Below are 22,061 nucleotides of genomic sequence, written 5' to 3'. Positions count from 1 at the left end.
GTTGTCGCAACTTTACAGCGCTGAGAGTGCATCCACCAGCTTGCCCGCGCCAAAACGGAACGGATCGGTGGCGGGCAGGCCCATGTCGGTCTCAACCTTGGCCAGATAGGCCTTTGCCTCGTCTTCTGCCATGTGCTGGGTGTTCACCGACACGCCCACAACCTCACAGGCCGGGTTGGCGACTTTGGCCAGCGGCAGCGCGAGATCGCGCAGCTCTTGCAGGCTTGGCTGCTGATATTCCGGCAGGCCACGCATGTGCTCGCGGGTTGGCTCATGCGCCAGGATCAATGCGTCCGGCTGGCCGCCATGGATCAACGCCATGGTTACGCCTGAGTAAGACACGTGGAACAGGCTGCCCTGACCTTCGATGTGGTCCCAGTGGTCTGCGTCATTGTCCGGCGTCAGCCACTCGACAGAGCCAGCCATAAAGTCAGCCACAACCGCGTCCAGAGGTACACCGTCGCCGGTCACCAGAATGCCGGTCTGACCGGTGGCACGGAAGGTCGACTTCATGCCCCGCTTTCGCATTTCCGCATCCATGCACAACGCCGTGTACATCTTGCCCACAGAGCAATCTGTGCCCACGGCCAGCACCCGTTTGCCGCTGCGCTTCTTGCCGTTCGCAATCGGGTATTCCACGTCCGGCACGCGCACATCGTGCAGCTTCTGGCCGGTGGCTTCAGCCACAGCGACCAGGTCCGGCTCGTCACACAGCAGGTTGTGCAGGCCGGAGGCCAGATCAAAACCCTCCTCCAGCGCCATCACCAGCACTTTTTTCCACTCCTGGGAAATCACGCCGCCGCGGTTGGCCACGCCAATCACCAGCGTTTTTGCCCCCGCTTCACGGGCTTCCACCAGGCTCATGTCGGTCAGTCCCATATCGGCCTTGCAGCCCTCCATGCGGAATTGACCCACGGCATTTTCTGGACGCCAGTCTTTGATGCCCTGCGCCACTTTGGCGGCCAGTTGGTCCGGTGCATCACCCAAGAACAGAAGGTATGGAGTTTCGATCATCGCGCGTCCTTTTTGTATCATCCCCAGTTAACGGACAAAGTTTATGCGCTGGGCGGTGGATCAGGTTCTCAAATGTTGCTGCCATGCAGCATGTCTTTGCAAAAATCTTCGAAATAGAGTCGCGTTAATGAAAGAACCTTGCTGCGCCAGCGCGAATTTCGCACCTCCGTTTTACAGCTGCGATACCGACGTAATACCGACGTGCCAAACCACGCATTTGCGCCGCGACGCAGCGAAATTAATGCCGCGCGCGCACAATTTACTTGCGGTCAAGCGCGCAACTTCCTAACAATCGGCGTCAGAAAAACGTAATATCCTTACCTAGAGAGTGACGTCATGAGCTTCCGTCTTCAGCCTGCCGCCCCCGCCCGCCCCAACCGCTGTCAGTTGTTTGGTCCGGCGTCCAACACCAAGCTGTTTGCCAAAATGGCGGCCTCTGCTGCGGATGTGATCAACATCGATCTGGAAGATTCCGTTGCCCCTTCGGACAAAGACATGGCCCGCGCCAACGCAATTGAGGCAATCAATTCAATCGATTGGGGTAAAAAGACCCTGTCGGTGCGTATCAACAGTCTGGACACGCCGTACTGGTACCGCGACGTGGTCGACCTGCTGGAGCAGGCCGGTGAGCGCCTCGATCAGATCATGATCCCCAAGGTAGGCTGCGCCGAAGACATCTACGCCGTGGACGCTTTGGTCACGGCGATTGAAGCCGCCAAAGGTCGGAAAAAGCGCATCGCATTTGAAGTCATTATCGAATCGGCCGCCGGCATCGCCCACGTAGAAGCCATCGCCGCCGCTTCCCCAAGACTCGAAGCCATGTCCCTCGGCGCCGCCGACTTCGCCGCGTCCATGGGGATGCAGACTACTGGTATTGGTGGCACGCAAGAAAATTACTACATGATGCATGATGGACAGAAGCACTGGTCAGACCCATGGCACTGGGCGCAGGCCGCAATTGTGGCTGCGTGTCGGACTCACGGCGTGCTGCCAGTGGACGGCCCATTTGGCGATTTCTCTGATGATGAAGGTTACATCGCGCAGGCCAAACGCTCTGCCACTCTGGGCATGGTGGGCAAATGGGCAATCCACCCAAAACAGATTGGCCTTGCCAACGACGTGTTCACACCGTCTGACGACGCAGTTAACGAAGCGCGTGAGATCCTCGCTGCAATGGAACAGGCCAAAGCCAACGGCGAGGGTGCCACTGTGTACAAAGGCCGCTTGGTCGATATTGCGTCTATCAAACAAGCCGAAGTGATCGTGGCACAGGCGGAATTGATCGCCGCAGGATGACCGTAAGGCTTTGATAAGAATGCAGAAGCGCCCGTGAGTTTTAAATTTTTGGGCGTTTTCCTTTTGGCGAAATCGCTTAAGCGCGTTCGTCTTTTGGCGAGCCCATCACCACGTAGCTTGTGATCGAATGCACCTGTTCGACTGTGCCCAAAACCTCGGTATGGAAGCGCTTGTAAGACGGCAAATCCGCCGCCTCTACCCGCAACAGGTACTCCACCTGCCCAGTGATGTTGTGACACTCCCGCACCTCCGGCGCCAACGCCATCGCCCGTTCAAACGCCAGTTGAGAGTCTTTGGTGTGTTTGTTTAACCCCACGGTGATGTAGGCGACAAACCCGGTCCCCAAGGCTGCTCGATCCAGAACCGCGCGATAGCCAGTGATGATCCCTGTCTTCTCCAGAGAGGCGACCCGCCGCAAACAGGCAGAGGGCGACAGGCCCACTTTCTCTGCCAAAGCCAGATTGCTCATGCGCCCATCTTTGGAGAGTTCGCGCAATATATGTTCGTCAATTTGATCAAGCGTCGTCATAAGTTGTGAATTTACATGCCTTGCGCACAAAAACGCAACTCAAATGCGCGGGTTTTGCGTCAGGCTTTTTCCATGACCTACGATATCCTGACCGCTCTTCTTCTGTTTGCCTTCGTGTCTTCAATCACACCGGGGCCCAACAACCTCATGCTCATGGCCTCCGGTGCCAATTTTGGCTTCGCCCGCACCATTCCGCATATGCTGGGCGTCGGTATTGGCTTTGTGGTCATGGTGGCCCTGGTGGGCGTCGGGCTGATGCAGGTCTTTGACCGCTACCCGGTTGCTCACACGGTTTTGGCTGTTGCGTCTGTGACCTACTTGCTTTGGCTGGCGTGGAAAGTTGCCAACGCCGGCGCGCCTGACGAAGGGGAGGGAACCGGCGGCACCCCCATGACTTTCCTGCAGGCCGCGGCCTTTCAGTGGGTCAATCCAAAGGCTTGGACCATGGCGCTCACCGCTGTCACGCTCTATGCCCCCGACCGGTCTTTGACTGCAGTGCTCTTGGTGTCTGCCGCCTTTGGGGCCGTGAACCTGCCATGTGTCTCAAGCTGGACGGTGTTGGGGCAGCAAATGCGACGCTGGCTGACCTCCCCGGCACGTTTGACGGCGTTCAACTGGACCATGGCAGGATTGCTTGTTCTGTCTCTTTATCCGGTGGTCGCTCCGATGATAACAGCTGGCTAGAAACAGGTTTCAGGGGCCGATCTGGCAGGGCAAAGTGCGCTTCCCGTTGCAATTGCCCAAAGTCAGCGTCATATAGCCTTGTCAAGAAACCAGTGTGTGGAGTGCACAATGACCAACTATCTCGACTTCGAAAAACCGCTCGCAGAGATTGAGGGCAAAGCCGAAGAACTGCGGGCGCTTGCGCAGCAGAACGAAGAGATGGATGTCAAAGACGAAGCCGCGGCGTTGGACCGCAAGGCGGCGGAACTGCTCGAAGAGCTCTACAAAGACCTGACCCCTTGGCGTAAATGCCAGGTGGCGCGTCATCCGGAGCGCCCGCATTGCCGGGACTATCTCAATGAACTGTTCACAGATTACACGCCGTTGGCTGGGGACAGAAACTTTGCTGATGATCTTGCCGTCATGGGTGGCTTGGCGCGATTCAACGATCAACCGGTTGTGGTGATTGGCCAGGAGAAAGGCCACGACACCAAGTCGCGGATTTCCCACAACTTTGGCATGGCCCGTCCTGAAGGCTACCGTAAAGCGGTGCGTTTGATGGAAATGGCGGATAAGTTTGGCCTGCCTGTTGTGACGTTGGTCGACACGGCTGGTGCCTACCCCGGCAAAGGCGCCGAGGAGCGTGGTCAATCCGAAGCGATCGCGCGTTCCACTGAGATGTGTCTGCAGATCGGTGTGCCGTTGATCTCCGTGATCATCGGTGAAGGTGGCTCCGGCGGTGCCGTGGCCTTCGCAACGGCCAACCGGGTCGCGATGTTGGAGCACTCTGTATACTCGGTGATCAGCCCAGAGGGTTGCGCGTCGATCCTTTGGAAAGACAGCACCAAGATGCGCGAAGCGGCCGAAGCGTTGCGTGTGACCGCACAAGATCTGGAGCAGCTCGGTGTGGCGGATCGCGTGATTGCAGAGCCAATGGGCGGCGCGCATCGTGACCGCGAGGCAACCATGCAAAGTGTTGCCTCTGCGATTGAAACAATGCTTGGGGAGCTGGAAGGCAAGTCCAAAGAGGACCTGGTGGCCGATCGTCGCAAAAAATTCCTCGACATTGGCTCCAAAGGGTTGGCCGCTTAAAGCTGCCAAACACTTCAAGCTACAAAAAAACAAACCCGATAGAGTGCGGACTCTATCGGGTTTTGTGTTTTTAGGCCTTCGGGATGTGATGCGAGACAGGTCGGCTTAGCTGCCCTTCTGTCCCCAGTGGCCCGGCATGTTTCCCGGGAAGGTTGGCGCACGCAGTTTGGAGAGCGCGCCCAGTGGGCCTGACATCAATTTGCCAACAGGGCTGTTGTTGAATTGCGCTTTGGTTTTTTCAAACTGCATAACATTTTCGATGCGCCGGTCCAGAAACGCCCAAGTGGCGGCGTGTCCGTCGCTGTCATCTCCCAACCAATATAGCACCGTTGCAGAGTAAACTGCAGAAAGCGTTGCCCGTTTGGAGTACCAGTTGATGTCTTGTGACGTATCGCCAATGGCGGTCCAAATGGCATCCGCCGTGCCCCAAATCAGCTGCGCGCCCGTGGCTGCATGTTGGGGCAGGGCAAAGAGCGTGCTGCCCCGGCGTACAATTTCACGGTCGGGGCACAGCTCAAGCCGGGTGCGCACCGCAAAGGTAATTTTCTCGCGGATTTTCATCTCGGAAAGTACGTCTTCACTGAGGGCCGCGACCATCTGAGAATCACCGCGCTTGTGATAGGCCACCGCCAAATCCACCGCGCCACGCGGGCAGAGCGCTTTGGCCACAACCGGGTCCACTCCACTGTCGTCAATGGCGGCCTTAAATGTTGCGTCGGACCAACCATCAAAGGGCACATGCATCTCTGCGGCATCCAAAAGAAGGGATTTGACGTCGGTTTGCGCTGTTTCTGACATGGCGGAACTCGCTTTGCGATGAGGCTGTTGCAGCCATACTAGACAAAGCACAGGCAAGTTGCTATACGCGCGCTTCCTGCAATTTCATTGCAACTCAAACTTAGAAAGGTGGTGAAAACCACATGCAGGTTAGTGTTCGTGACAACAATGTCGATCAGGCGCTTCGCGCTCTGAAGAAAAAGCTGCAGCGTGAAGGCGTATTCCGCGAAATGAAGCTCAAGCAACATTTCGAGAAGCCGTCCGAGAAAAAAGCACGCGAAAAAGCTGAAGCGATCCGCCGTGCCCGTAAACTGGCACGTAAGAAAGCACAGCGCGAAGGTATGCTCTAAGCACATCTTTTCCAGCTTTGGACACAAGAATTGACACCCCCATGGCCCGGCCATGGGGGTTTCTCTTTTGTTGTCGCGACAGAATTTGTGCTTACATGCGTGTAACCACCGGGCAAAGGCTCTGAAGAGAGTAGGACAGGACTAAAAATGAAGCGCACCTTTGGCTCGTTTGTGTTTGTGCTGGTGGCGGGCGCCATCATTGGCGCGCTCTACGGCCTCATGATAAATGAGATTCTAGACCGCAATTGGGGGCTAAAGGCGCCAATTCGTGGTGCCGTCCGCGGTATGGTGGTTGCGTCAGTGGCCGTGGTGCTTGAGGTGTGGATCAGCAACAGCGCCATCGGGCGGTGGCAGCGCAGTGTGAAGTTCCGCCGTGGCGTGGCATTGCGCGTGATCATCACCTGTTTGATCATTTATGTCGCCTTGGCGGGATCGCACCTTGTGTTGATCGCCGACAAGGAAATCTATGTTCAGTGGTTCCAAAACGGGTTTGCTCCTGATTTCTTGTTTGCCCTGGGAGCAGGGGTGGTCATTCAGATCATGTTGCAAGCCCGACGGCTGATTGGTGGACGTACGCTGACGTATTTCCTGTTGGGACGGTATGCGCGGCCAACAGAAGAACGCCGGATTTTTGTATTAGCTGACCTCAAGGATTCAACATCGATTACGGAGAAACTGGGGGATCAGAAGGCGCTGGAATTGATTACCGGCGTGTTTCTGGACATTGACCCCGCGATCAAAAAGCACCGAGGTGTAATCCACAACTACGTTGGTGACGAAATCATCATGAGCTGGCTGGATCGTGGACCAGACGGCAATATGCGATTGTTAAAATGCATCGATGAGGTTTTTCAGATCCTGTCGGTCCGCCAAGCCCATTACCTAAGAAAGTACGGGGTGGCGCCAACGCTACGTTTGGGGATCGCAGGTGGTCCTGTGGCGGTCGGGGAGTGTGGCTGGGAAAAACGCCAAGTGGTCTACATTGGCGACACCATCAACAAAGCCAAGCGTATGCAGGAGGCCTGCAAGCGTCACGATTTGTCGGTGATTTTGGATGCGGAGACCGCGCGTGGCATCACAATGCCTATGGGGATGGGCATTGATGTGGTCGAGGAGGCTACGCTGAGAGGGCGCGCAGAGGCGACCAAAATGCTTACTCTCACGGGGCCGGACGGAAGCGCGCTTGAGGCGCTCCCGTCCGGTGTCATGTCCGGCTGAGACTTACTTGCCGCTCTTGCCTTTTGCGGCTTTGGCTGCTGCGGCGCGGGCTTTGTTCTTCTTGCTGTTGGCTTTGCCTTTTGGCGGCGGTGGGCCTTTGGGCTTGCGGCTTGGTTTGGCTTCGCTCAAGGCGCCGTCTGACATGGCCTTGCGTCGTGGAGCCGCATCGCCACCTGCTTTGGGCTTGGAGAACTTGGCTGAGGACTTCGGTTTCTTGAAGCGCGGTGCTGGATCGTCATTCCAGTCGGTTGGCGGCGTAGATCTCCCACGCTTGGCACCGCTGCTGGGCTTTTTACCTTTGTTTTCGCTAAATTTTTCCGACTTTGGCTTGTCGTAAGCAGGCTTGTCATCCGATGATTTGCCGCGATAAGGGCGGTCAGAATTGTCTTTATCGAACTTGCCACCGCCACGATGCTCTTTGCGCGGGCCTTTGTTCTTGTTGTAAGGCTTGCGGTCGCCGCCTTCGCGCGGGGCACGGGCCGGACCACGATCAAAGACGGGGTCTTTGTCCATTTGAGCCAGTTTGGCCCCTTCTTCCAGTGTCATCGCCGGTCCAACCGCAGCCAGGAAGCCTGGAACGCTGCTTTCGAGAACCTGCACGTAGCTTTCGGACTGATTGATGCGAATGGCACCAATGTCGTCTTTGGTCAGATCGCCAGCTTTGCACAGCATTGGCAGCAGGCGGCGTGGCTCGGCGTTTTTATCACGGCCGCCTTCAATGGAGAACCAAACGCTTTTGCCAAAGTCTTTGCGCGGCGTTGGTTTTGCGTCGGAGGCGGTGATCTCTTCCGGTGCGGAATGTTTGGAATTGTAAAGGCGCAGGTAGGCGGCAGCCACTTGCTCGGCGCTAAATGTTCCAAGTAAAGATTCAATTAGAGGCGTTTCGGACTCTGTAATGTCGACGGTCCAATCCGGGTCCGCAAACATGCGGGCGTGATCTTGCGTGCTGACTTCTTCCGCAGAAGGCGCGCCAGACCATTCGGCGTCTAGTTTGGCAAAGCGCAAGAGACGCTCAGCTTTGTTGCGCGACTTGCGGGTCACGATCAGCGCAGAGACGCCTTTGCGACCAGCACGACCGGTACGGCCGGATCGGTGCAGCAAAGTTTCGTGGTTGTTGGGCAGTTCCGCATGCACCACCAGATCAAGGTTGGGCAAATCGATGCCGCGCGCAGCTACGTCGGTGGCAACACACACACGTGCGCGACCGTCGCGCATGGCTTGAAGTGCGTTGGTGCGCTCTGATTGCGACAGCTCGCCAGACAATGATACCACCTGAAAACCGCGGTTTGAGAGGCGCGTGGTCAGGCGGGCCACCATGGCGCGGGTGTTGGCAAACACAATGGCGTTGGGCGCTTCGTAATACCGCAAAGTGTTGATCACGGCGTTTTCGCCGTCGCGATCGGTCACCGTCATGGCGCGGTAGGTGATGTCGGCGTGCTGTTTCTCTTTGGATTTGGTTTCCACACGAATGGCGTCGCGCTGGTAGCTTTTGGCCAGCTGCGCAATCATTTTTGGCACGGTGGCTGAGAACAGCAGCGTCTGGCGATCCTCCGGAACCTGCTCAAGAATGAACTCCAGCTCTTCGCGGAAGCCAAGATCCAGCATTTCATCGGCTTCATCCAGAACCACAGCACGCACGTCCAGCAGATCAATGGAACCACGGTCAATGTGATCCCGAAGGCGACCCGGTGTTGCGACAACAATATGCGCACCCCGTGCCAAGGCGCGACGTTCATCGCGCATGTCCATGCCGCCCACACAGGACGCAACTTTGGCGCCAGCTTGAGCATAGAGCCACGTGAGCTCGCGTTTCACTTGAAGCGCAAGTTCACGGGTTGGGGCAATGATCAAGGCAAGCGGTGCACCTGCCTGTGGGAAATTTTCGCCTTCGCCCAAAAGTGTGGAGGCAATGGCAAGGCCAAAGCCAATGGTTTTGCCGGAGCCGGTTTGGGCGGACACCAGAAGGTCTTTGCCTTCTAGTTCTGGGTTCATGACGGCTTCTTGAACCGGCGTCAGTTTGTCATAGCCTTTGGCGTCCAGCGCGGCTTGGATTGCTTGTTTCACAGTGATGTCTACTTTGTATCAGAGGGGTGCCAGCGTGACGGCGTCGGCGGGCTCCCTCAAACTCTGAACCGCTCTCAACATCATATGTGGCAAGAAGCGCAGCGTTTAGCCCAATTTTTTAGGCATGTATAGGGCTGTGACAAAAAGCGTTAACAAGGATGTGAGGTGAAAGTTTCTAACATTTTGCGCCACGCGGTTTGAAACCGCTGAGAATGCCTTAAGTTAACAGAAATCAATCATGCTACAGGGCGCGATCACATGACCGACACATACACTCCTCCAAAAGTTTGGACTTGGGACGCCGAGAGCGGCGGAAAATTTGCCAACATCAACCGCCCCATTGCTGGGCCGACCCATGACGAAGAGCTGGCGCGCGGCCAGCACCCGTTCCAGCTTTACTCTCTGGCCACGCCCAACGGCGTTAAAGTCACCGTGATGTTTGAGGAACTGCTGGAAGCAGGCCACAAAGGCGCGGAGTATGACGCCTATCTAATCAACATCGGCGAAGGCGATCAGTTTTCCTCTGGGTTTGTCGACGTGAACCCGAACTCCAAAATTCCGGCGCTGATGGATGTGAGCGGCGAAAAAGAGGTGCGCGTATTTGAAAGCGGCGCGATCCTTCTGCATCTGGCCGAGAAATTTGACGCATTCCTCGGTCCAAAAGAAAACCGTGCCGAGATGATCAGCTGGCTGTTCTGGCAGATGGGCAGCGCGCCTTACTTGGGCGGTGGCTTTGGTCACTTCTATGCCTACGCACCGGAAAAATGGCAGTACCCAATTGATCGCTTTGCAATGGAAGCGAAGCGCCAGTTGGACGTGTTGGATCGTCAGTTGGCGGAAAACACTTACATTTCCGGTGAAGAGTACACGGTCGCTGATATCGCAATTTGGTCATGGTACGGGCAGCTGGCTCTGGGGCGCTTGTATGAGGCGGCCGAATTCCTGGACGTGGCGAGCTACAAAAACGTGGTGCGCTGGGCTGAGGCGATTGATGCCCGTCCTGCTGTGAAACGTGGCCGTATGGTGAACCGTGCGTGGGGGGAGTTGAATGAACAACTTCGCGAGCGCCATGCCGCTGAAGACTTCGAAGCGCGCACGCAGGATAAGCTCGAGCCAGAGGCGGCTGAATAAGGGGCGCTGCCCCCGTCACATCAGAGATGTGACAACTCTGGGATATTTTCGGAATGTGAATTCTTGGCGCTGCTTACAAAGGCAGCGCCTTTTTTGTGCCCGACACAATGATTGTATTGCTGCGCCGCGACCTTTCCTTTCAGTTTGGGCGAAACAACAGAGAGGTGTGCCAATGGCGTGGTCTGAGGTTTTGACGTTTGCACTGGTCGCCAGCCTGTTGGTGATGTCCCCTGGTCCCAACGGGGTTTTGATTGCCAAAACTGTCCCAACGTCTGGCCGTGCGGCGGGGTTCGCCAACGTCGCGGGTTTTGTCGCCGCCTTTTACGGCCACGGGGCACTGTCCGTGTTGGGGATTTCGGTCCTGTTGGTGCAGTCCGCCGTAGCTTTTTCCATCCTGAAGTTTTTGGGCGCTGCTTATCTTTGCTGGATCGGCATTAAGGCGCTTTTGGCAGCTTGCCGTGGTGTGGAACCAGCGGCAGAGGTTGCGCCCGCTAAAGGCAAACGCACACTATGGAGGGCTTTTGGCGAAGGCGCTTTGACCAATGGTCTCAATCCCAAAGTCTCAATGTTCTATCTGGCTGCTTTTCCACAGTTCCTGGCAGTTGGCGAGTCGTCGGTCTACGCGGCTTTTACCTTGGTGACCGTACATGCCAGCATCAACGCAATTTGGTTCGCCGTCATGGTCCTGTTGTTTGCGCAGCTCACGCAGGCAGCGCAAAGCGGCCGATTTCAGCGGGTGTTGAAAGGTGTGACAGGAGCGGTCTTTGTGGGCTTTGGCGTGAAGCTGGCCACTTTGAGGGCCAGCCTCTAGTCTGCAGACAGCATCAGCTCGGCCGCCTTCTCCCCAATCATAATGCAAGGCGAGTTTGTGTTTCCGCTGGTGATCTTTGGCATGATTGATGCATCCACGACACGCAAGCCACCGACGCCACGCAGACGAAGCTCCGCATCCAGAGGCGCGGCTGCATCACTGCCCATGCGCACCGTCCCAACTGGGTGGAAAATGGTGGTGCCAATGTCCCCAGCGGCTTGAGCCAGGTCTGTATCATCTTGTGCAGTGATGCCGGGTTTCATTTCCTCAGGCGCATATTTGGCCATTGGACCCTGCGCCATAATGCTGCGCGCTTGGCGGATTGCGGCAACCGCTGTGGCGCGGTCGCCTTCGGTAGACAAGTAGTTGGGCGCGATTTTCGGAGGTGTGGTTGGATCAGGTGACGTGATTTGCACGGTCCCTCGGCTTTCGGGGCGCAGATTGCACACGCTGGCGGTCACGGCCGGGAAGTCATGCAGCGGTTGTCCAAAGGCCTCCAACGACAGCGGTTGCACATGGTATTCAAGGTCAGGCGTCGCCACGTCCGGACGCGACTTTGTAAATGCCCCAAGCTGACTTGGGGCCATCGACATTGGGCCGCTGCGCTTCAGCAGGTATTCCATGCCAATTTTGGCTTTGCCAAACAGTGAATTGGCCATGGTGTTGAGGGTTTTGGCGCCATCGAGTTTCCACGCGCACCGCAGTTGCAAGTGATCCTGCAGATTGTTGCCGATCTCAGGTTGATCAACCTGCACATCAATGCCGTGCCTTTGTAACAATGCGCCAGACCCGATGCCAGAAAGCTGCAAAATCTGTGGGGAGTTCACCGCACCTGCCGAGAGCACAACATCCCCACCGCAGCGCGCATGATGCAAAGTGCCGTTCTGACGATACTCGACGCCAACAACCTTGCTGCCATCGATCAGAAGTCGCGTGGTGTGGGCGTTGGTTTCGATTTTGATGCGGCCGTCTTTTTGAGGTCGCAGGAAGGCCTTGGAGGTGTTCCAGCGGAAACCACGGTGCTGGTTCACCTTAAAATAGCCAACCCCTTCGTTGTTGCCGCGATTAAAGTCATCTGTGCGTGGCACGCCGATGGCTTCGGCTGCCGCCATCCAATCGTCCAACACATCCCATTGCAGGCGCTGATTTTTCACGTGCCAGGGGCCGCCGGCACCGTGCAAATCGGAGGGGCCATCCATGTAGTCCTCGGACTTTTTGAACAGGGGCAGCACGTCATGCCAGGACCACCCAGGCAAACCCATTTGCCGCCAGCCGTCATAATCCGCCGCTTGCCCACGCAGATACAACATCCCGTTGATGGAGGAGCAGCCGCCCAGCACTTTGCCACGTGGATAGAGCAGTTGCCGGCCATTCAAGCCCCGCTCCGGCGCTGTCTTATACATCCAGTCGGTGCGCGGGTTGCCAATACAATAGAGGTAACCCATCGGGATATGTATCCAGTGGTAGTTGTCTTTGCCGCCCGCTTCCAAAAGCAAAACCCGCCGCCCAGCTTCCGCAAGCCGTGCCGCGACAACACAGCCTGCGCTGCCTGCACCTACAACAATGTGATCCCAGTCCATATTTCACTTCCCCTCGCTCCACAGAGGAGAAAACGGCGAAGCGGCGGGTAAGTCAATTCATTTGTCTGACATTTGGAGCGGTGGGAGAGGGCATTGCCAGTTTGTCAGGATTGCGCATCACGTAGATCCACTGCGCAGCCCCATTGGAATCCGGCAAAACCAGGGTCAATGTGTCTAAGACACCGCCGGTATAACGCGCCAATGCGGGCTGAGAATTTGCAAAAACCAGAGCGTAGGACACGTTGGGCAAGTCTTTCGATTTCTCCATCACAGCTTGGGTGACCGTAACGATATCCTGCGGCCCGTACAGAATTCGGAAGGCCGCAGACGCCTTGCCACCCCCGTCGGTGATTGCCACGGCTTCCTTGGAAACCATTTTGATGGCCTGTTCATGGTCCTGTGTGGCCGCGAAGAAAAAGGTTTCTACAGCCTTGGCCGCCTCTTCAGGGCTCACGTCAAATCGCGGACCGCTGGTTTGCAAGCGTTTGTGCGCCCGGCTGACCATTTGCCGACAGGCCGCCTCTGATTTGCCAAGCGTTGTTGCGATTTCAGAGTAGTCGGCATCAAAAGCTTCTCTCAATACAAAAGCCGCGCGCTCTGTTGGTGCGAGCCGCTCCATCGCCCAAAGCAACGCTAACTCACATTCCTGCGCCAATTGAAATTGGCTTTCGGTGGAAGGGGTGTGCTCTGAAATGACCGGTTCTGGCAGCCAGGGTCCAACATAGTTTTCGCGCCGCGCACGTGCAGACTTCAGCGTATCAAGAGCGATATTTGTGGCCACACGGCGCAGCCAGGCGCCGGGGTTTTCGATGTTCGCAACGTCGGAGGCCGAGAACCGAAGCCAAGCCTCCTGAACAACGTCCTCCGCAGAACTGATCTCGCCCAGCATCCGGTAGGAGATCGACAGGAGCGCGGGGCGCTCCTGTTCAAAGATTGATGTGTTGTGGTCCATTTAGACCGCCACCTTTCCGATACGGCCATTGACCGTCAATTGTTGGCAGGCCTGTCCTTCGCCCAACCCGCGTTTGAAGACCGGGTAAAACCGCCCTGATCCCGCAGCAAAGCTGGCTGCGATCAGGGCCTGCTTGCCATAGCGTGTGCGTATGGTGTCCCCAAATGTGTTTGTCTCATATGAGCCGGAGATTGTGTGTTGCGCAAATTGAAAGCCCAGTCCCACATCGCCGGCCTCCTCAAACCGGCCTTCAATGGCGGAAAGCAAGGCGTCTTCGTCAACGCCTTCTTCCAGGGCGAAAGACACCACCAATTGTCCGCAAGGTCCGCAATCCCCGTCCAACGTGGACGCCAGGAGCGCTCCAGCCCAAACAGCGCGAGCCTCTTCGGGGCCTTTGTATTGGGTCAACATCGGCAACAATGTCAGGGCGATACCGGCTTTGCTGGAGGCATCGATCACCTCATGCATATAGCCAACATCATAGTCGAATTTTTTGCCAAAGCTTCGGGTGCCGGAATGTAGAAAGGAACGGATCATTGGGATGCCTCCTCGGTGTTGAGTTGGATCGCTGCGTAAAACGCGGCCCAGGCTGGCACTTGAATGCCCAGCAGGTTGGTCAGGGAAATCAGGTCGATTGTGGCCTCCCGGTGCATCGCCCAAATCCAGATGTGGAACACTGCATGTAACCCCGGCCAGGCTGCACCAAACAGGGCCAGCCTTTGATCTCTGAGGTGGGCCGCAGAGGCGAGGGCGAGCGCGGATACAACAAAAGCCAGCGCAACATCGCGGATAAAGTGGCTGTTAAAGCCGCCAGTCTGCAGCACGCCTGGCACCATTTCATACCAAAATTGCGGTGCCGCCCACATGAGGGCTGCATTTGTGAAAAAGTAGATGGACAACCCATACAAAAGGGGTCTGCTCATGGTTTGGTCTCCTTTGTGTTGTAAAGAAGACGATGCAGGCCCTGAGTTTGTGACAGCTGTTGTGAAATTAAACCGGCAGAGCCGTGGTTTTGAACACAGTGCGCAGCGCAAAACTGGATTGCATCTGAGCCACGCCGGGCAGGCGCGCGAGGTGTCGCCGGTGGATGCGGGCAAAGTCGTCGGTGTTTTCCGCCACAACTTTTAGAATGTAGTCCGCTGTGCCGGCCATAAGGTGGCATTCCAGAACATCGGGAATACGTGACACAGCTTTTTCAAACGCATCCAGCACCTCATCGGCTTGACCAGAGAGGGTGATTTCGACAAACACCGTTGTGGGCACATCCAATTTGCGCGGATCCAGAAGCGCAACATAGTCCTTGATGTAGCCGTCTTTCTCCAGCCGATGCACACGGCGGTGGCAGGCGGATTGGGACAGGTTTACACGCTCGGCAAGCTCGGCGTTTGAAATCCGACCTTGTTTTTGCAAGACGGTGAGAATCCGACGATCTGTTTGATCAAGTGACATATGGCGAAAGCTCCTTGCGCGTTTGAATACAGTATTCGAAGGTTCTTGCAATCGCGAGTTCTTAAACTGCCTAAATTTCAAGCAACTTCGTGTCGAAGCTTCCTAAGGTGATCCTAGTTTACATTGGAGACGGCGCATGAAAATCGGTTGCCCCACAGAAATCAAACCCCAGGAATTCCGCGTTGGTATGACACCTGATGCGGCGCGTGAAGCGGTTAATCACGGTCACGAGGTGCTGATCCAGTCTGGTGCTGGTGTTGGCGCTGGCTTCACCGACGAAGACTACGTTGCTGCTGGTGCGAAAATGATCGGCACCGCAGAGGAGGTCTTTGCCCAAGCCGATATGATCGTGAAGGTGAAAGAACCTCAGGCTGTGGAGCGCAAGATGCTTCGCGAAGGTCAGTTGCTGTTTACCTACCTGCACCTGGCACCGGACCCGGAGCAAACTGTCGATTTGCTGGAAAGCGGATGTACCGCAATTGCCTATGAAACCGTGACGGATGATCGTGGTGGCTTGCCATTGCTGGCTCCAATGTCTGAAGTTGCTGGTCGTCTTGCGCCACAGGTCGGGGCATACACCCTGCAAAAAGCCAATGGGGGTCGCGGCGTGCTCATGGGCGGCGTGCCTGGCGTGGCACCGGCCAAAGTTGTTGTGATCGGTGGCGGTGTGGTTGGTACACACGCGGCGAAAATTGCAGCGGGCATGGGCGCAGATGTGACCGTGTTGGATCGATCCTTGCCGCGTTTGCGGTATCTTGACGACGTCTATGGTGGCACATTTAAAAACCAGTATTCCACCGCCGGTGCGACAGCTGATTTGGTGCGTGAGGCTGATATGGTGATTGGCGCGGTTCTGATCCCGGGTGCGGCAGCGCCAAAGCTGGTGGCCCGCGCGCAGCTTTCTGAAATGAAACCCGGTGCGGTGCTGGTAGACGTTGCCATCGACCAAGGCGGGTGTTTTGAAACCTCCCGCGCCACGACGCACGCAGATCCGATCTACGAAGTTGACGGCGTCATGCACTACTGTGTGGCCAACATGCCGGGTGCGGTTGCGCGCACCTCCACGCAGGCGCTGGGCAATGCGACACTGCCGTTTTTGCTCAACCTGGCCAACAAAGGCTGGAAACAGGCCTGCGAAGATGACCCACATCTGCTGAACGGCCTAAACGTGCATGCAGGTCAGTTGACCTATTACGCAGTTGGCAAAGCGCTGGGCATTGATGTGATCTCGCCATCGCTGGCATTGAAATCTTAAGGGGTCATCCCTTCAAACAACGGCTGCAGCGCTTTTAGCCGCGCTGCAGCAAACTCTGTGAACGCCCGGACCCGAGGCACGCGGCGCAGATCCGCGTGGGTCAAAATCCACAGCGGCGCCTGCGTAAACAGCGGCAGGTCCGGCACCCGCGCCAACTGCGGATCAGTATCCCCCAAGAAGCAAGCCATGCGCGTTGCTCCTATGCCTGCACGGGCCGCGCCAATGGCGGCACTCATGTCATCCACGGTCAATCGTGTGTTTAAGTTGGGCCGAATGGCTCTGATTTCGGCAGGTGGTCCCGGCCAATGGGCAAATCGAATCCAATCCAAAGGCGCCGCTCCGCCTTGATCGCGCGCCAACACATCACGGTTGGCATAAACAGCCCCCTTCAAATCAAACAGGCGCCGGCCCACCAATGTGTCTGGTGGTGTTTTGGCAAACCGGATCGCAACATCCGCCTCTCGTTGTGCCAGATTGAGCGTGTCGTTTGTCGCCAGCAACGTCAGATCGATTTCTGGATGGTCAGCGACAAAATCCGCGACAATAGGGGCCAGAACACGCTCAATGATCAGCTCTGAAGCTGTGACCTTCAGGGGTCCGCTGACCGTTGTGTCTCGTGCCGCAATCTGCCGATCCAACCCGCGTTCTAAGCTGGACATCGATTCGGCGGTGCGCACCGCTTCCAAACCGGCTTCTGTTGGGACATACCCGCTGGCCAGGCGATCAAACAGCCGTGTCCCAAGGGCCTCTTCCGCGGCCGTGATGCGCCGGGCAACGGTGGCGTGGTTCACACCCAAAGCACGGGCCGCGCCGCTTGTTCCGCCATTGCGCGCGGTCTCCAGTACAAATTTCAGGTCATCCCAATTTAGCATGGGGTGACCATATTTGCACAAGCGATGTGCATCAATGATCGTTTTTTCTCAAGCTGAGACCCTTACTTATGCGGGTACACGCTAAGGAGTTCAAAATGACCGCATACGCATTTGTCAATCTGACCATCACCAATCCCGACAGCTTTGCCGCCTATCGCGAGCGGGCAGGGGACGCGCTTAAGAGGCATGGCGGTGCACCTTTGGAAGTGTCCAAGGACTCTGAGGTGATCGAAGGGACCGCAACTGCCCCCACTGTGGCTGTGATCCTGACCTTTCCGGATCGCGCGGCTGCCAAAGCGTGGATCAACGATCCGGAGCTGGCAGAGGTGCACGCCCTGCGCGAAGAGTCTGGATCTTCAAACATCATTCTCATGTAGCGCAAACAAAAAAGGCGGCCCCTTTGGCCGCCTTTTCCACGCTTGGAAGCATTAAGCTTCGCGCTTGATTTCTACGGTGTGTGGGTAAGGGATCGAAATGCCGTCTTTGTCGAAGGCTTCTTTGATCGCTTGTGTCAGACCAAACTTCAGTTCCCAGAAATCGTCCGCCACACACCAAACGCGCATGGTGATGTCCACCGAGCTGTCACCCAGGTTGGTCACGCGGGCCCAGGCCTCTGGGTCTTTCAGCACACGCTCGTCCGCGTTGGCTGTGTCCAGAATGATCTGTTTGGCTTTTTCGGCGTCGTCACCGTAGTCAATGCCGAACACCACATCCACACGACGGGTTTCATGCGCGGAGAAGTTGGTGATGACGGAACCCCAAGCCTGACCATTTGGGATGATGATTTGGACATTGTCCGGGGTGACCAACTCGGTCACGAACAGGTTCAGGTCAACAACTGTGCCAGCAGTGCCACCAACATCAACATACTGCCCAATTTTGTAAGGACGGAACAGGATGAGCATAAAGCCAGCGGCCAGATCGGCAAGCGTGCCTTGCAAAGCCAGACCAATGGCCAATGTGGCTGCGCCCATCATTGCGACCAATGACGTGGCTTCAATGCCAAAAATACCCAAGATGGCGACCAGCACCATCAACAAGATGACCCAGCGCACGATGCTGGCGGCAAAGTTGCCAAGCGTTGCATCAATTTCTGGTGTATTGTTTACACGGTTGCGCACCATGCGGCTGATCGCACCTGCCACCATCCAACCAATAATCAAGACAACCAAAGCTTTGGCTGCGGTGATCAGCAAGGGGCCAAAGCCCTGTGCCTGTTCTACAATGGATTCCAACGGACTTCCCCCGATTAACGTGCCCTTTTTGGGCGTTATTTGATGAGCTTACTCTGCACATGCGCACAGGTATATGCTCTGATTTGCACGAATAGCGCGGTGGTGTGATGGGAAAAAGCCCTTATCTATCCCCTAACGCGCAACAGGAGAGAAATGATGACAACTGTCACGGACCACCCGATCAACAGCCGCTGGGCGGCAAACGACCCAAGTGTTTTGCAGCTTTATGCTTTCCCAACGCCAAACGGTGTGAAGGTCTCGATCATGCTGGAGGAAATTGGCCTGCCGTATGAGGCCCATTTGGTCACGTTGAGTGATGCAGATGTCAAAAGCCCTGAGTTCTTGGCGCTGAACCCTAATAACAAGATCCCGGCCATCATTGACCCTGATGGCCCGGATGGGCAGCCGCTGAGCTTGTTCGAAAGCGGCGCCATCCTGATCTATTTGGCGGAAAAAACCGGCAAGCTGATTGGCAGCACACCGGCCGAAAAATATGAAGCCATCCAGTGGGTCATGTTCCAGATGGCTGGCGTTGGCCCGATGTTTGGCCAGCTTGGCTTTTTCACCAAATTTGCCGGCGCCGAGATCGAAGACCCGCGTCCACGCGAACGCTATCAGAATGAGGCCAAACGGTTGCTGTCCGTGCTGGAGAAACAGCTGGAAGGGCGCGACTGGATCACCGGCACGTACTCGATTGCGGATATCGCCACCGCGCCCTGGCTCCGTGCCTTGGATTATTATGGGGCAAAAGATGCGGTTGGCTGGGGAGGCTATCCAAGCGTCAACGCCTACCTGGAGCGCTTCTTGGCCCGTCCGGCAGTGCAGGGTGGTCTGAAAACACCAGCCGTTCCGGCTTAAGCACACGAGGGGAGCTTAGGCTCCCCATTTTAGGTGCCTGCGCGGATGAGGTCGGCGATCTTCTCGCCCATCATAATCGTGGGCGCATTGGTATTTCCGCCAATCAGGGTTGGTATAATCGACGCGTCCACAACCCGAAGTCCCTCTAGCCCGCGCACTCGGCAGTGCGAGTCAACCACTGCCAATTCATCGGTCCCCATTTTGCAGGTGCCAACCGGATGGTAGATTGTGTCCGCACGGGCGCGAATGTCGGCTTCCCAGGCCGCATCAGTCCCATCATGTTCATAATACCGTTCCCCGCGCCAGCCTTCGAACGCGCTGTCTTCCATGATGTTGTTGAGCATCTTCACAGCTCTCTTCAACACGTGCAGATCCCGGTTGTCCTCTAGAAAACGCGGGTCAATTTTGGGCGGCTTGGAGGGGTCTGATGAGCGCAACGTAACCGTGCCGCGACTCTGTGGGCGCAGCACGCACACGTGGCAACTGTAGCCATATGGCAGGTGCATCTTTCGGTTATGGTCGTCAACAATCCCGACAACAAAGTGCAGCTGAATGTCGGGCTTCTCTAGGCTCGGATCCGTTTTGAAAAACGCGCCGCTTTCGGCAAATGGAGAGGCAAACAGCCCGGTCCCGGTTTTTCGCCAGCGCAATGCCGCCTTGGTCATTTTTGCCAAACCGGAGGGTGTCAGGCCAACGGTGTCCTTCTTTTTGTTGCGATAGCTCAGGATGTGGTCGAGGTGATCTTGTAGGTTTTGTCCGACCCCCGGCAAATCGTGGACCAAGGAAATGCCGTGTTGCTCGACTTCCTCTCGTGGTCCAATGCCTGACAGCAACAGGAGTTGAGGTGAGCCAAACGCCCCGCTGGAAACAATGACCTCCTTCTTGGCCTTCAGTGCCTCGACGTTTCCTTTGCGTTCTATCTCCAAGCCAACCGCACGGCTCTTTTCCATGAGCACCTTGCGCGCCAGCGTTTTAGTGTAGACCGTTAAATTTGGCCGATGCAGGCTGTCACGCAAGTACGCCGCCGCCGCCGAGCAGCGCTCGCCTTTGTGGGTGCCGTCAAAGAATTGTGTGACCTGATAATGCCCGGCGCCTTCCTGTTCCGGTCCATTAAAATCAGTGTTGGTGCGAATTTGATGGGCGTTGCAGGCCGCGATAAAGGCATCATTGATGGCGCGCGGTTCAGCCTGATCCCCCACTTGGAGGGGGCCATCGTCACCGTGCAGGGCATCGCCCCCACGTTGGTTGCCTTCCGATTTTTTGAAATACGGTAGAACGCTGTCCCAGTCCCACCCGTCACACCCAAGTTGCGCCCATTCATCATAGTCAGATTTATGCCCCCGCACGTACAGCATAGCATTGATGGCTGAGCTGCCGCCCAAGGCTTTCCCGCGCGGTTGAAAACCGCGGCGATTGTTGAGCTGTTTCTGCGGAACGGTCTTGAGCGCCCAGTTGTTGATCTTGGGCCGGCCAGAAATCATGGCAGCGATCAATGCCGGTGCGCGGATAAAGATGCTTTCGCCTTTGCGGCCAGCTTCAATCAAGCAGACAGTGGTCTTGGGATCTTCACTGAGACGCGCGGCAAGCACACATCCAGCGGATCCACCGCCCACGATGATGTAGTCAAATTCCATGCCACCCTCCCGTGCTGAACCTTAGCCTAGGAGGGGGCAATTTCATCAGGCAAGTCTAACGCGACGTAAGCGCGCAGCTACCGCTCAGCGGACTTAGCTGTTTGGCAGTTCGCTTGTCAGGACGTAGCGCAGGATTTCAACAACTTGCGCGGGTTCTTCTGCCACGGCCAAAGCTGCGGCATGCACTTCTTTGAGCGCGTGCTGCTGATCCGGCATCGACAGGACAATGATGGACTTGCCAAGTGCCGCTGCATAGCCCGCATCAAAGGCGGCGTTCCACTGGCGGTATTTCTCGCCAAACCGCACCACGACAACATCCGCGTCTTCAATGCCTTTGCGTGTGCGAATAGCGTTCACCATCGCGCCTTTGTGGTCGTGCCAGTACTTGTTCTCTTCGGTGCCCAAAATGGCGACGCCGCAGTCATCGGACGCCTCATGGTTGGTGACAGGGCTGTTGAAGCTGACATCGAGATCAGCAGCCCCCTTGGTGATTTGTTCTCGCCAGTCAGTGTGAATTTCGCCGGACAGGTAGACGTTTAGGCTCATGGGGTATCCTCTCTTGCTTGCGCAAGGTCATAACCTGTCCGGCGCTGTGCTCCAATCCCTCACGACTTGAAGCAGTTTCAAATGCCGCCGGTCAAAGCTTGCGTGCCACCAGATAGCGGCTGGGCGGGTCGGCGGGAAAATTTCCACTTTCGATGATGCGAAACCCTGCGTCGGTGATCGAACGCTCCAACTCAGCAATGGAAAAGAACCGCACAAACGGGGCTTTGCCAAAAAATTGCATCAACGGAATTGCCGTTTTCAAAAGGCGAAACTTTATGGAGCGCATGTTCTCGCTCAGGCATGGGGTTTTGCTGATGAATAGCCCGCCCGGTTTCACCCGTTTGGCGATCTCGGCTACTGCTATGTCGCCATCTTCCAGGAGGTGGATGAGGTTGTGTGCCAACACCACATCAAACGGACCTTCCGGCGCGCTTTCCGGCGTGGCTTGGACCAGGCGGATGTTTTTGGCGCCGGCTTCGTTCACCCGCTCCCGGCCAACCTCCAACATGCCTGACGACACATCCGTCGCTACCATCTCGGTCACGGCGTCCGCGAGTTTGATGGCTGTTGACGCGGTGCCACACCCAAGCTCCATCACCACGTCGGTCTCTTTGAGGTAAGACCGTGTCCGCCCCAGCGTATACTCATAAGATTGCATGTCACTGATGGCGGACTTGGCGTATTTCTGTGCCACCCCATCCCAAAACTTTGCTGCTGCTTGCATGGCTGTTCTCC

Annotated in this window: 24 protein-coding genes; 10 read left to right on the top strand and 14 right to left on the bottom strand. The window is 56.5% G+C overall.

The features are described from left to right. Positions 1–12: 12 nt before the first annotated feature. Entirely contained in the window at positions 13–1,014 is a 1,002-nt protein-coding gene (gene dgcN / locus JXR15_RS20045; protein WP_422054968.1) for an N-acetyltransferase DgcN, read from the bottom strand. Between the two features lie 336 nt (positions 1,015–1,350). Here dgcN and JXR15_RS20040 point away from each other — a divergent pair, with 336 nt between their 5' ends. Then, positions 1,351–2,310, top strand: coding sequence for an L-malyl-CoA/beta-methylmalyl-CoA lyase (locus JXR15_RS20040; RefSeq protein WP_422054967.1), 960 nt, complete (start codon positions 1,351–1,353; stop codon positions 2,308–2,310). 76 nt (positions 2,311–2,386) lie between these two features. Here the strand turns inward: JXR15_RS20040 and JXR15_RS20035 are convergent, their stop codons facing one another. After that, positions 2,387–2,839, bottom strand: coding sequence for an Lrp/AsnC family transcriptional regulator (locus JXR15_RS20035; protein WP_422054966.1), 453 nt, complete (start codon positions 2,837–2,839; stop codon positions 2,387–2,389). Positions 2,840–2,911: 72 nt separating this feature from the next. Between JXR15_RS20035 and JXR15_RS20030 the strand changes: the two genes are divergently transcribed. Both JXR15_RS20030 and JXR15_RS20025 read left to right on the top strand, forming a co-directional pair. Next, a complete protein-coding gene (locus JXR15_RS20030; protein WP_422054965.1) occupies positions 2,912–3,523 on the top strand; it encodes a LysE family translocator in 612 nt (203 codons plus the stop codon). Between the two features lie 108 nt (positions 3,524–3,631). Further along, positions 3,632–4,594: an acetyl-CoA carboxylase carboxyltransferase subunit alpha gene (locus JXR15_RS20025; RefSeq protein WP_422054964.1), complete on the top strand. Its 963-nt coding sequence runs from the start codon at positions 3,632–3,634 to the stop codon at positions 4,592–4,594. A 105-nt stretch (positions 4,595–4,699) separates the two neighbouring features. On the opposite strand, the gene JXR15_RS20020 is transcribed toward JXR15_RS20025, so the two are convergent. Further along, positions 4,700–5,392, bottom strand: coding sequence for a COQ9 family protein (locus tag JXR15_RS20020; protein ID WP_422054963.1), 693 nt, complete (start codon positions 5,390–5,392; stop codon positions 4,700–4,702). Positions 5,393–5,514: 122 nt separating this feature from the next. Between JXR15_RS20020 and rpsU the strand changes: the two genes are divergently transcribed. Both rpsU and JXR15_RS20010 read left to right on the top strand, forming a co-directional pair. Continuing rightward, complete coding sequence (gene rpsU / locus JXR15_RS20015) at positions 5,515–5,721, top strand: 30S ribosomal protein S21 (protein WP_008207378.1); 207 nt, start codon at positions 5,515–5,517, stop codon at positions 5,719–5,721. Positions 5,722–5,868: 147 nt separating this feature from the next. After that, the gene (locus JXR15_RS20010; RefSeq protein ID WP_422054962.1) at positions 5,869–6,939 is read left to right on the top strand and encodes an adenylate/guanylate cyclase domain-containing protein; all 1,071 of its coding nucleotides are present in this window, start codon (positions 5,869–5,871) and stop codon (positions 6,937–6,939) included. Positions 6,940–6,942: 3 nt separating this feature from the next. Here JXR15_RS20010 and JXR15_RS20005 read toward each other — a convergent pair whose 3' ends face one another. Continuing rightward, the gene (locus tag JXR15_RS20005) at positions 6,943–9,003 is read right to left on the bottom strand and encodes a DEAD/DEAH box helicase (protein WP_422054961.1); all 2,061 of its coding nucleotides are present in this window, start codon (positions 9,001–9,003) and stop codon (positions 6,943–6,945) included. Between the two features lie 258 nt (positions 9,004–9,261). Here JXR15_RS20005 and yghU point away from each other — a divergent pair, with 258 nt between their 5' ends. Both yghU and JXR15_RS19995 read left to right on the top strand, forming a co-directional pair. Next, positions 9,262–10,134: a glutathione-dependent disulfide-bond oxidoreductase gene (yghU, locus tag JXR15_RS20000; RefSeq protein ID WP_422054960.1), complete on the top strand. Its 873-nt coding sequence runs from the start codon at positions 9,262–9,264 to the stop codon at positions 10,132–10,134. A gap of 172 nt (positions 10,135–10,306) precedes the next feature. Further along, a complete protein-coding gene (locus JXR15_RS19995) occupies positions 10,307–10,945 on the top strand; it encodes a LysE family translocator (protein WP_422054959.1) in 639 nt (212 codons plus the stop codon). Here the strand turns inward: JXR15_RS19995 and JXR15_RS19990 are convergent. From JXR15_RS19990 to JXR15_RS19970, 5 genes are all read right to left on the bottom strand, one after another. Continuing rightward, positions 10,942–12,525: a GMC family oxidoreductase gene (locus JXR15_RS19990; RefSeq protein WP_422054958.1), complete on the bottom strand. Its 1,584-nt coding sequence runs from the start codon at positions 12,523–12,525 to the stop codon at positions 10,942–10,944. The two genes, JXR15_RS19995 and JXR15_RS19990, sit on opposite strands and share 4 nt — an antisense overlap. A gap of 52 nt (positions 12,526–12,577) precedes the next feature. Then, positions 12,578–13,477 carry an RNA polymerase sigma factor SigJ gene (gene sigJ, locus JXR15_RS19985; protein ID WP_422054957.1) on the bottom strand — a complete coding sequence of 300 codons (900 nt, stop codon included), beginning with the start codon at positions 13,475–13,477 and terminating at the stop codon, positions 12,578–12,580. After that, entirely contained in the window at positions 13,478–14,014 is a 537-nt protein-coding gene (locus JXR15_RS19980; RefSeq protein WP_422054956.1) for a hypothetical protein, read from the bottom strand. Further along, positions 14,011–14,400 (bottom strand): hypothetical protein, encoded by a 390-nt coding sequence (locus JXR15_RS19975; protein ID WP_422054955.1) that lies wholly within the window; start codon positions 14,398–14,400, stop codon positions 14,011–14,013. The genes JXR15_RS19980 and JXR15_RS19975 overlap by 4 nt, the downstream gene beginning before the upstream one ends. A 67-nt stretch (positions 14,401–14,467) precedes the next feature. Further along, positions 14,468–14,926 carry an Lrp/AsnC family transcriptional regulator gene (locus tag JXR15_RS19970; protein ID WP_422054954.1) on the bottom strand — a complete coding sequence of 153 codons (459 nt, stop codon included), beginning with the start codon at positions 14,924–14,926 and terminating at the stop codon, positions 14,468–14,470. 136 nt (positions 14,927–15,062) lie between these two features. On the opposite strand from JXR15_RS19970, the gene ald reads away from it, so the two are divergent. Beyond that, a complete protein-coding gene (gene ald / locus JXR15_RS19965; protein ID WP_422054953.1) occupies positions 15,063–16,181 on the top strand; it encodes an alanine dehydrogenase in 1,119 nt (372 codons plus the stop codon). On the opposite strand, the gene JXR15_RS19960 is transcribed toward ald, so the two are convergent. Further along, the gene (locus tag JXR15_RS19960; protein WP_422054952.1) at positions 16,178–17,053 is read right to left on the bottom strand and encodes a LysR family transcriptional regulator; all 876 of its coding nucleotides are present in this window, start codon (positions 17,051–17,053) and stop codon (positions 16,178–16,180) included. The genes ald and JXR15_RS19960 overlap by 4 nt on opposite strands. 95 nt (positions 17,054–17,148) lie before the next feature. Here JXR15_RS19960 and JXR15_RS19955 point away from each other — a divergent pair, with 95 nt between their 5' ends. Then, positions 17,149–17,430: a DUF1330 domain-containing protein gene (locus JXR15_RS19955; RefSeq protein WP_422054951.1), complete on the top strand. Its 282-nt coding sequence runs from the start codon at positions 17,149–17,151 to the stop codon at positions 17,428–17,430. Between the two features lie 51 nt (positions 17,431–17,481). On the opposite strand, the gene JXR15_RS19950 is transcribed toward JXR15_RS19955, so the two are convergent. Then, positions 17,482–18,288, bottom strand: coding sequence for a mechanosensitive ion channel family protein (locus JXR15_RS19950; protein WP_422054950.1), 807 nt, complete (start codon positions 18,286–18,288; stop codon positions 17,482–17,484). Positions 18,289–18,444: 156 nt separating this feature from the next. On the opposite strand from JXR15_RS19950, the gene JXR15_RS19945 reads away from it, so the two are divergent. Continuing rightward, positions 18,445–19,146, top strand: coding sequence for a glutathione S-transferase family protein (locus JXR15_RS19945; protein ID WP_422054949.1), 702 nt, complete (start codon positions 18,445–18,447; stop codon positions 19,144–19,146). A gap of 29 nt (positions 19,147–19,175) precedes the next feature. Here JXR15_RS19945 and JXR15_RS19940 read toward each other — a convergent pair whose 3' ends face one another. The 3 genes from JXR15_RS19940 to JXR15_RS19930 form a co-directional block, all read right to left on the bottom strand. Next, on the bottom strand, positions 19,176–20,780 hold the full coding sequence (locus tag JXR15_RS19940; protein WP_422054948.1) for a GMC family oxidoreductase: 1,605 nt from the start codon (positions 20,778–20,780) through the stop codon (positions 19,176–19,178). Between the two features lie 93 nt (positions 20,781–20,873). After that, complete coding sequence (locus JXR15_RS19935; protein ID WP_422054947.1) at positions 20,874–21,326, bottom strand: YtoQ family protein; 453 nt, start codon at positions 21,324–21,326, stop codon at positions 20,874–20,876. Positions 21,327–21,417: 91 nt separating this feature from the next. Next, complete coding sequence (locus tag JXR15_RS19930; RefSeq protein WP_422054946.1) at positions 21,418–22,050, bottom strand: class I SAM-dependent methyltransferase; 633 nt, start codon at positions 22,048–22,050, stop codon at positions 21,418–21,420. Positions 22,051–22,061 lie beyond the last annotated feature (11 nt).

The sequence above is a fragment of the Shimia sp. genome (assembly GCF_049116215.1).
Classification (GTDB): domain Bacteria; phylum Pseudomonadota; class Alphaproteobacteria; order Rhodobacterales; family Rhodobacteraceae; genus Shimia.
The sequence above is the reverse complement of the archived record's forward strand: the minus strand, read 5'-3'. Positions and strand labels throughout refer to the sequence as shown.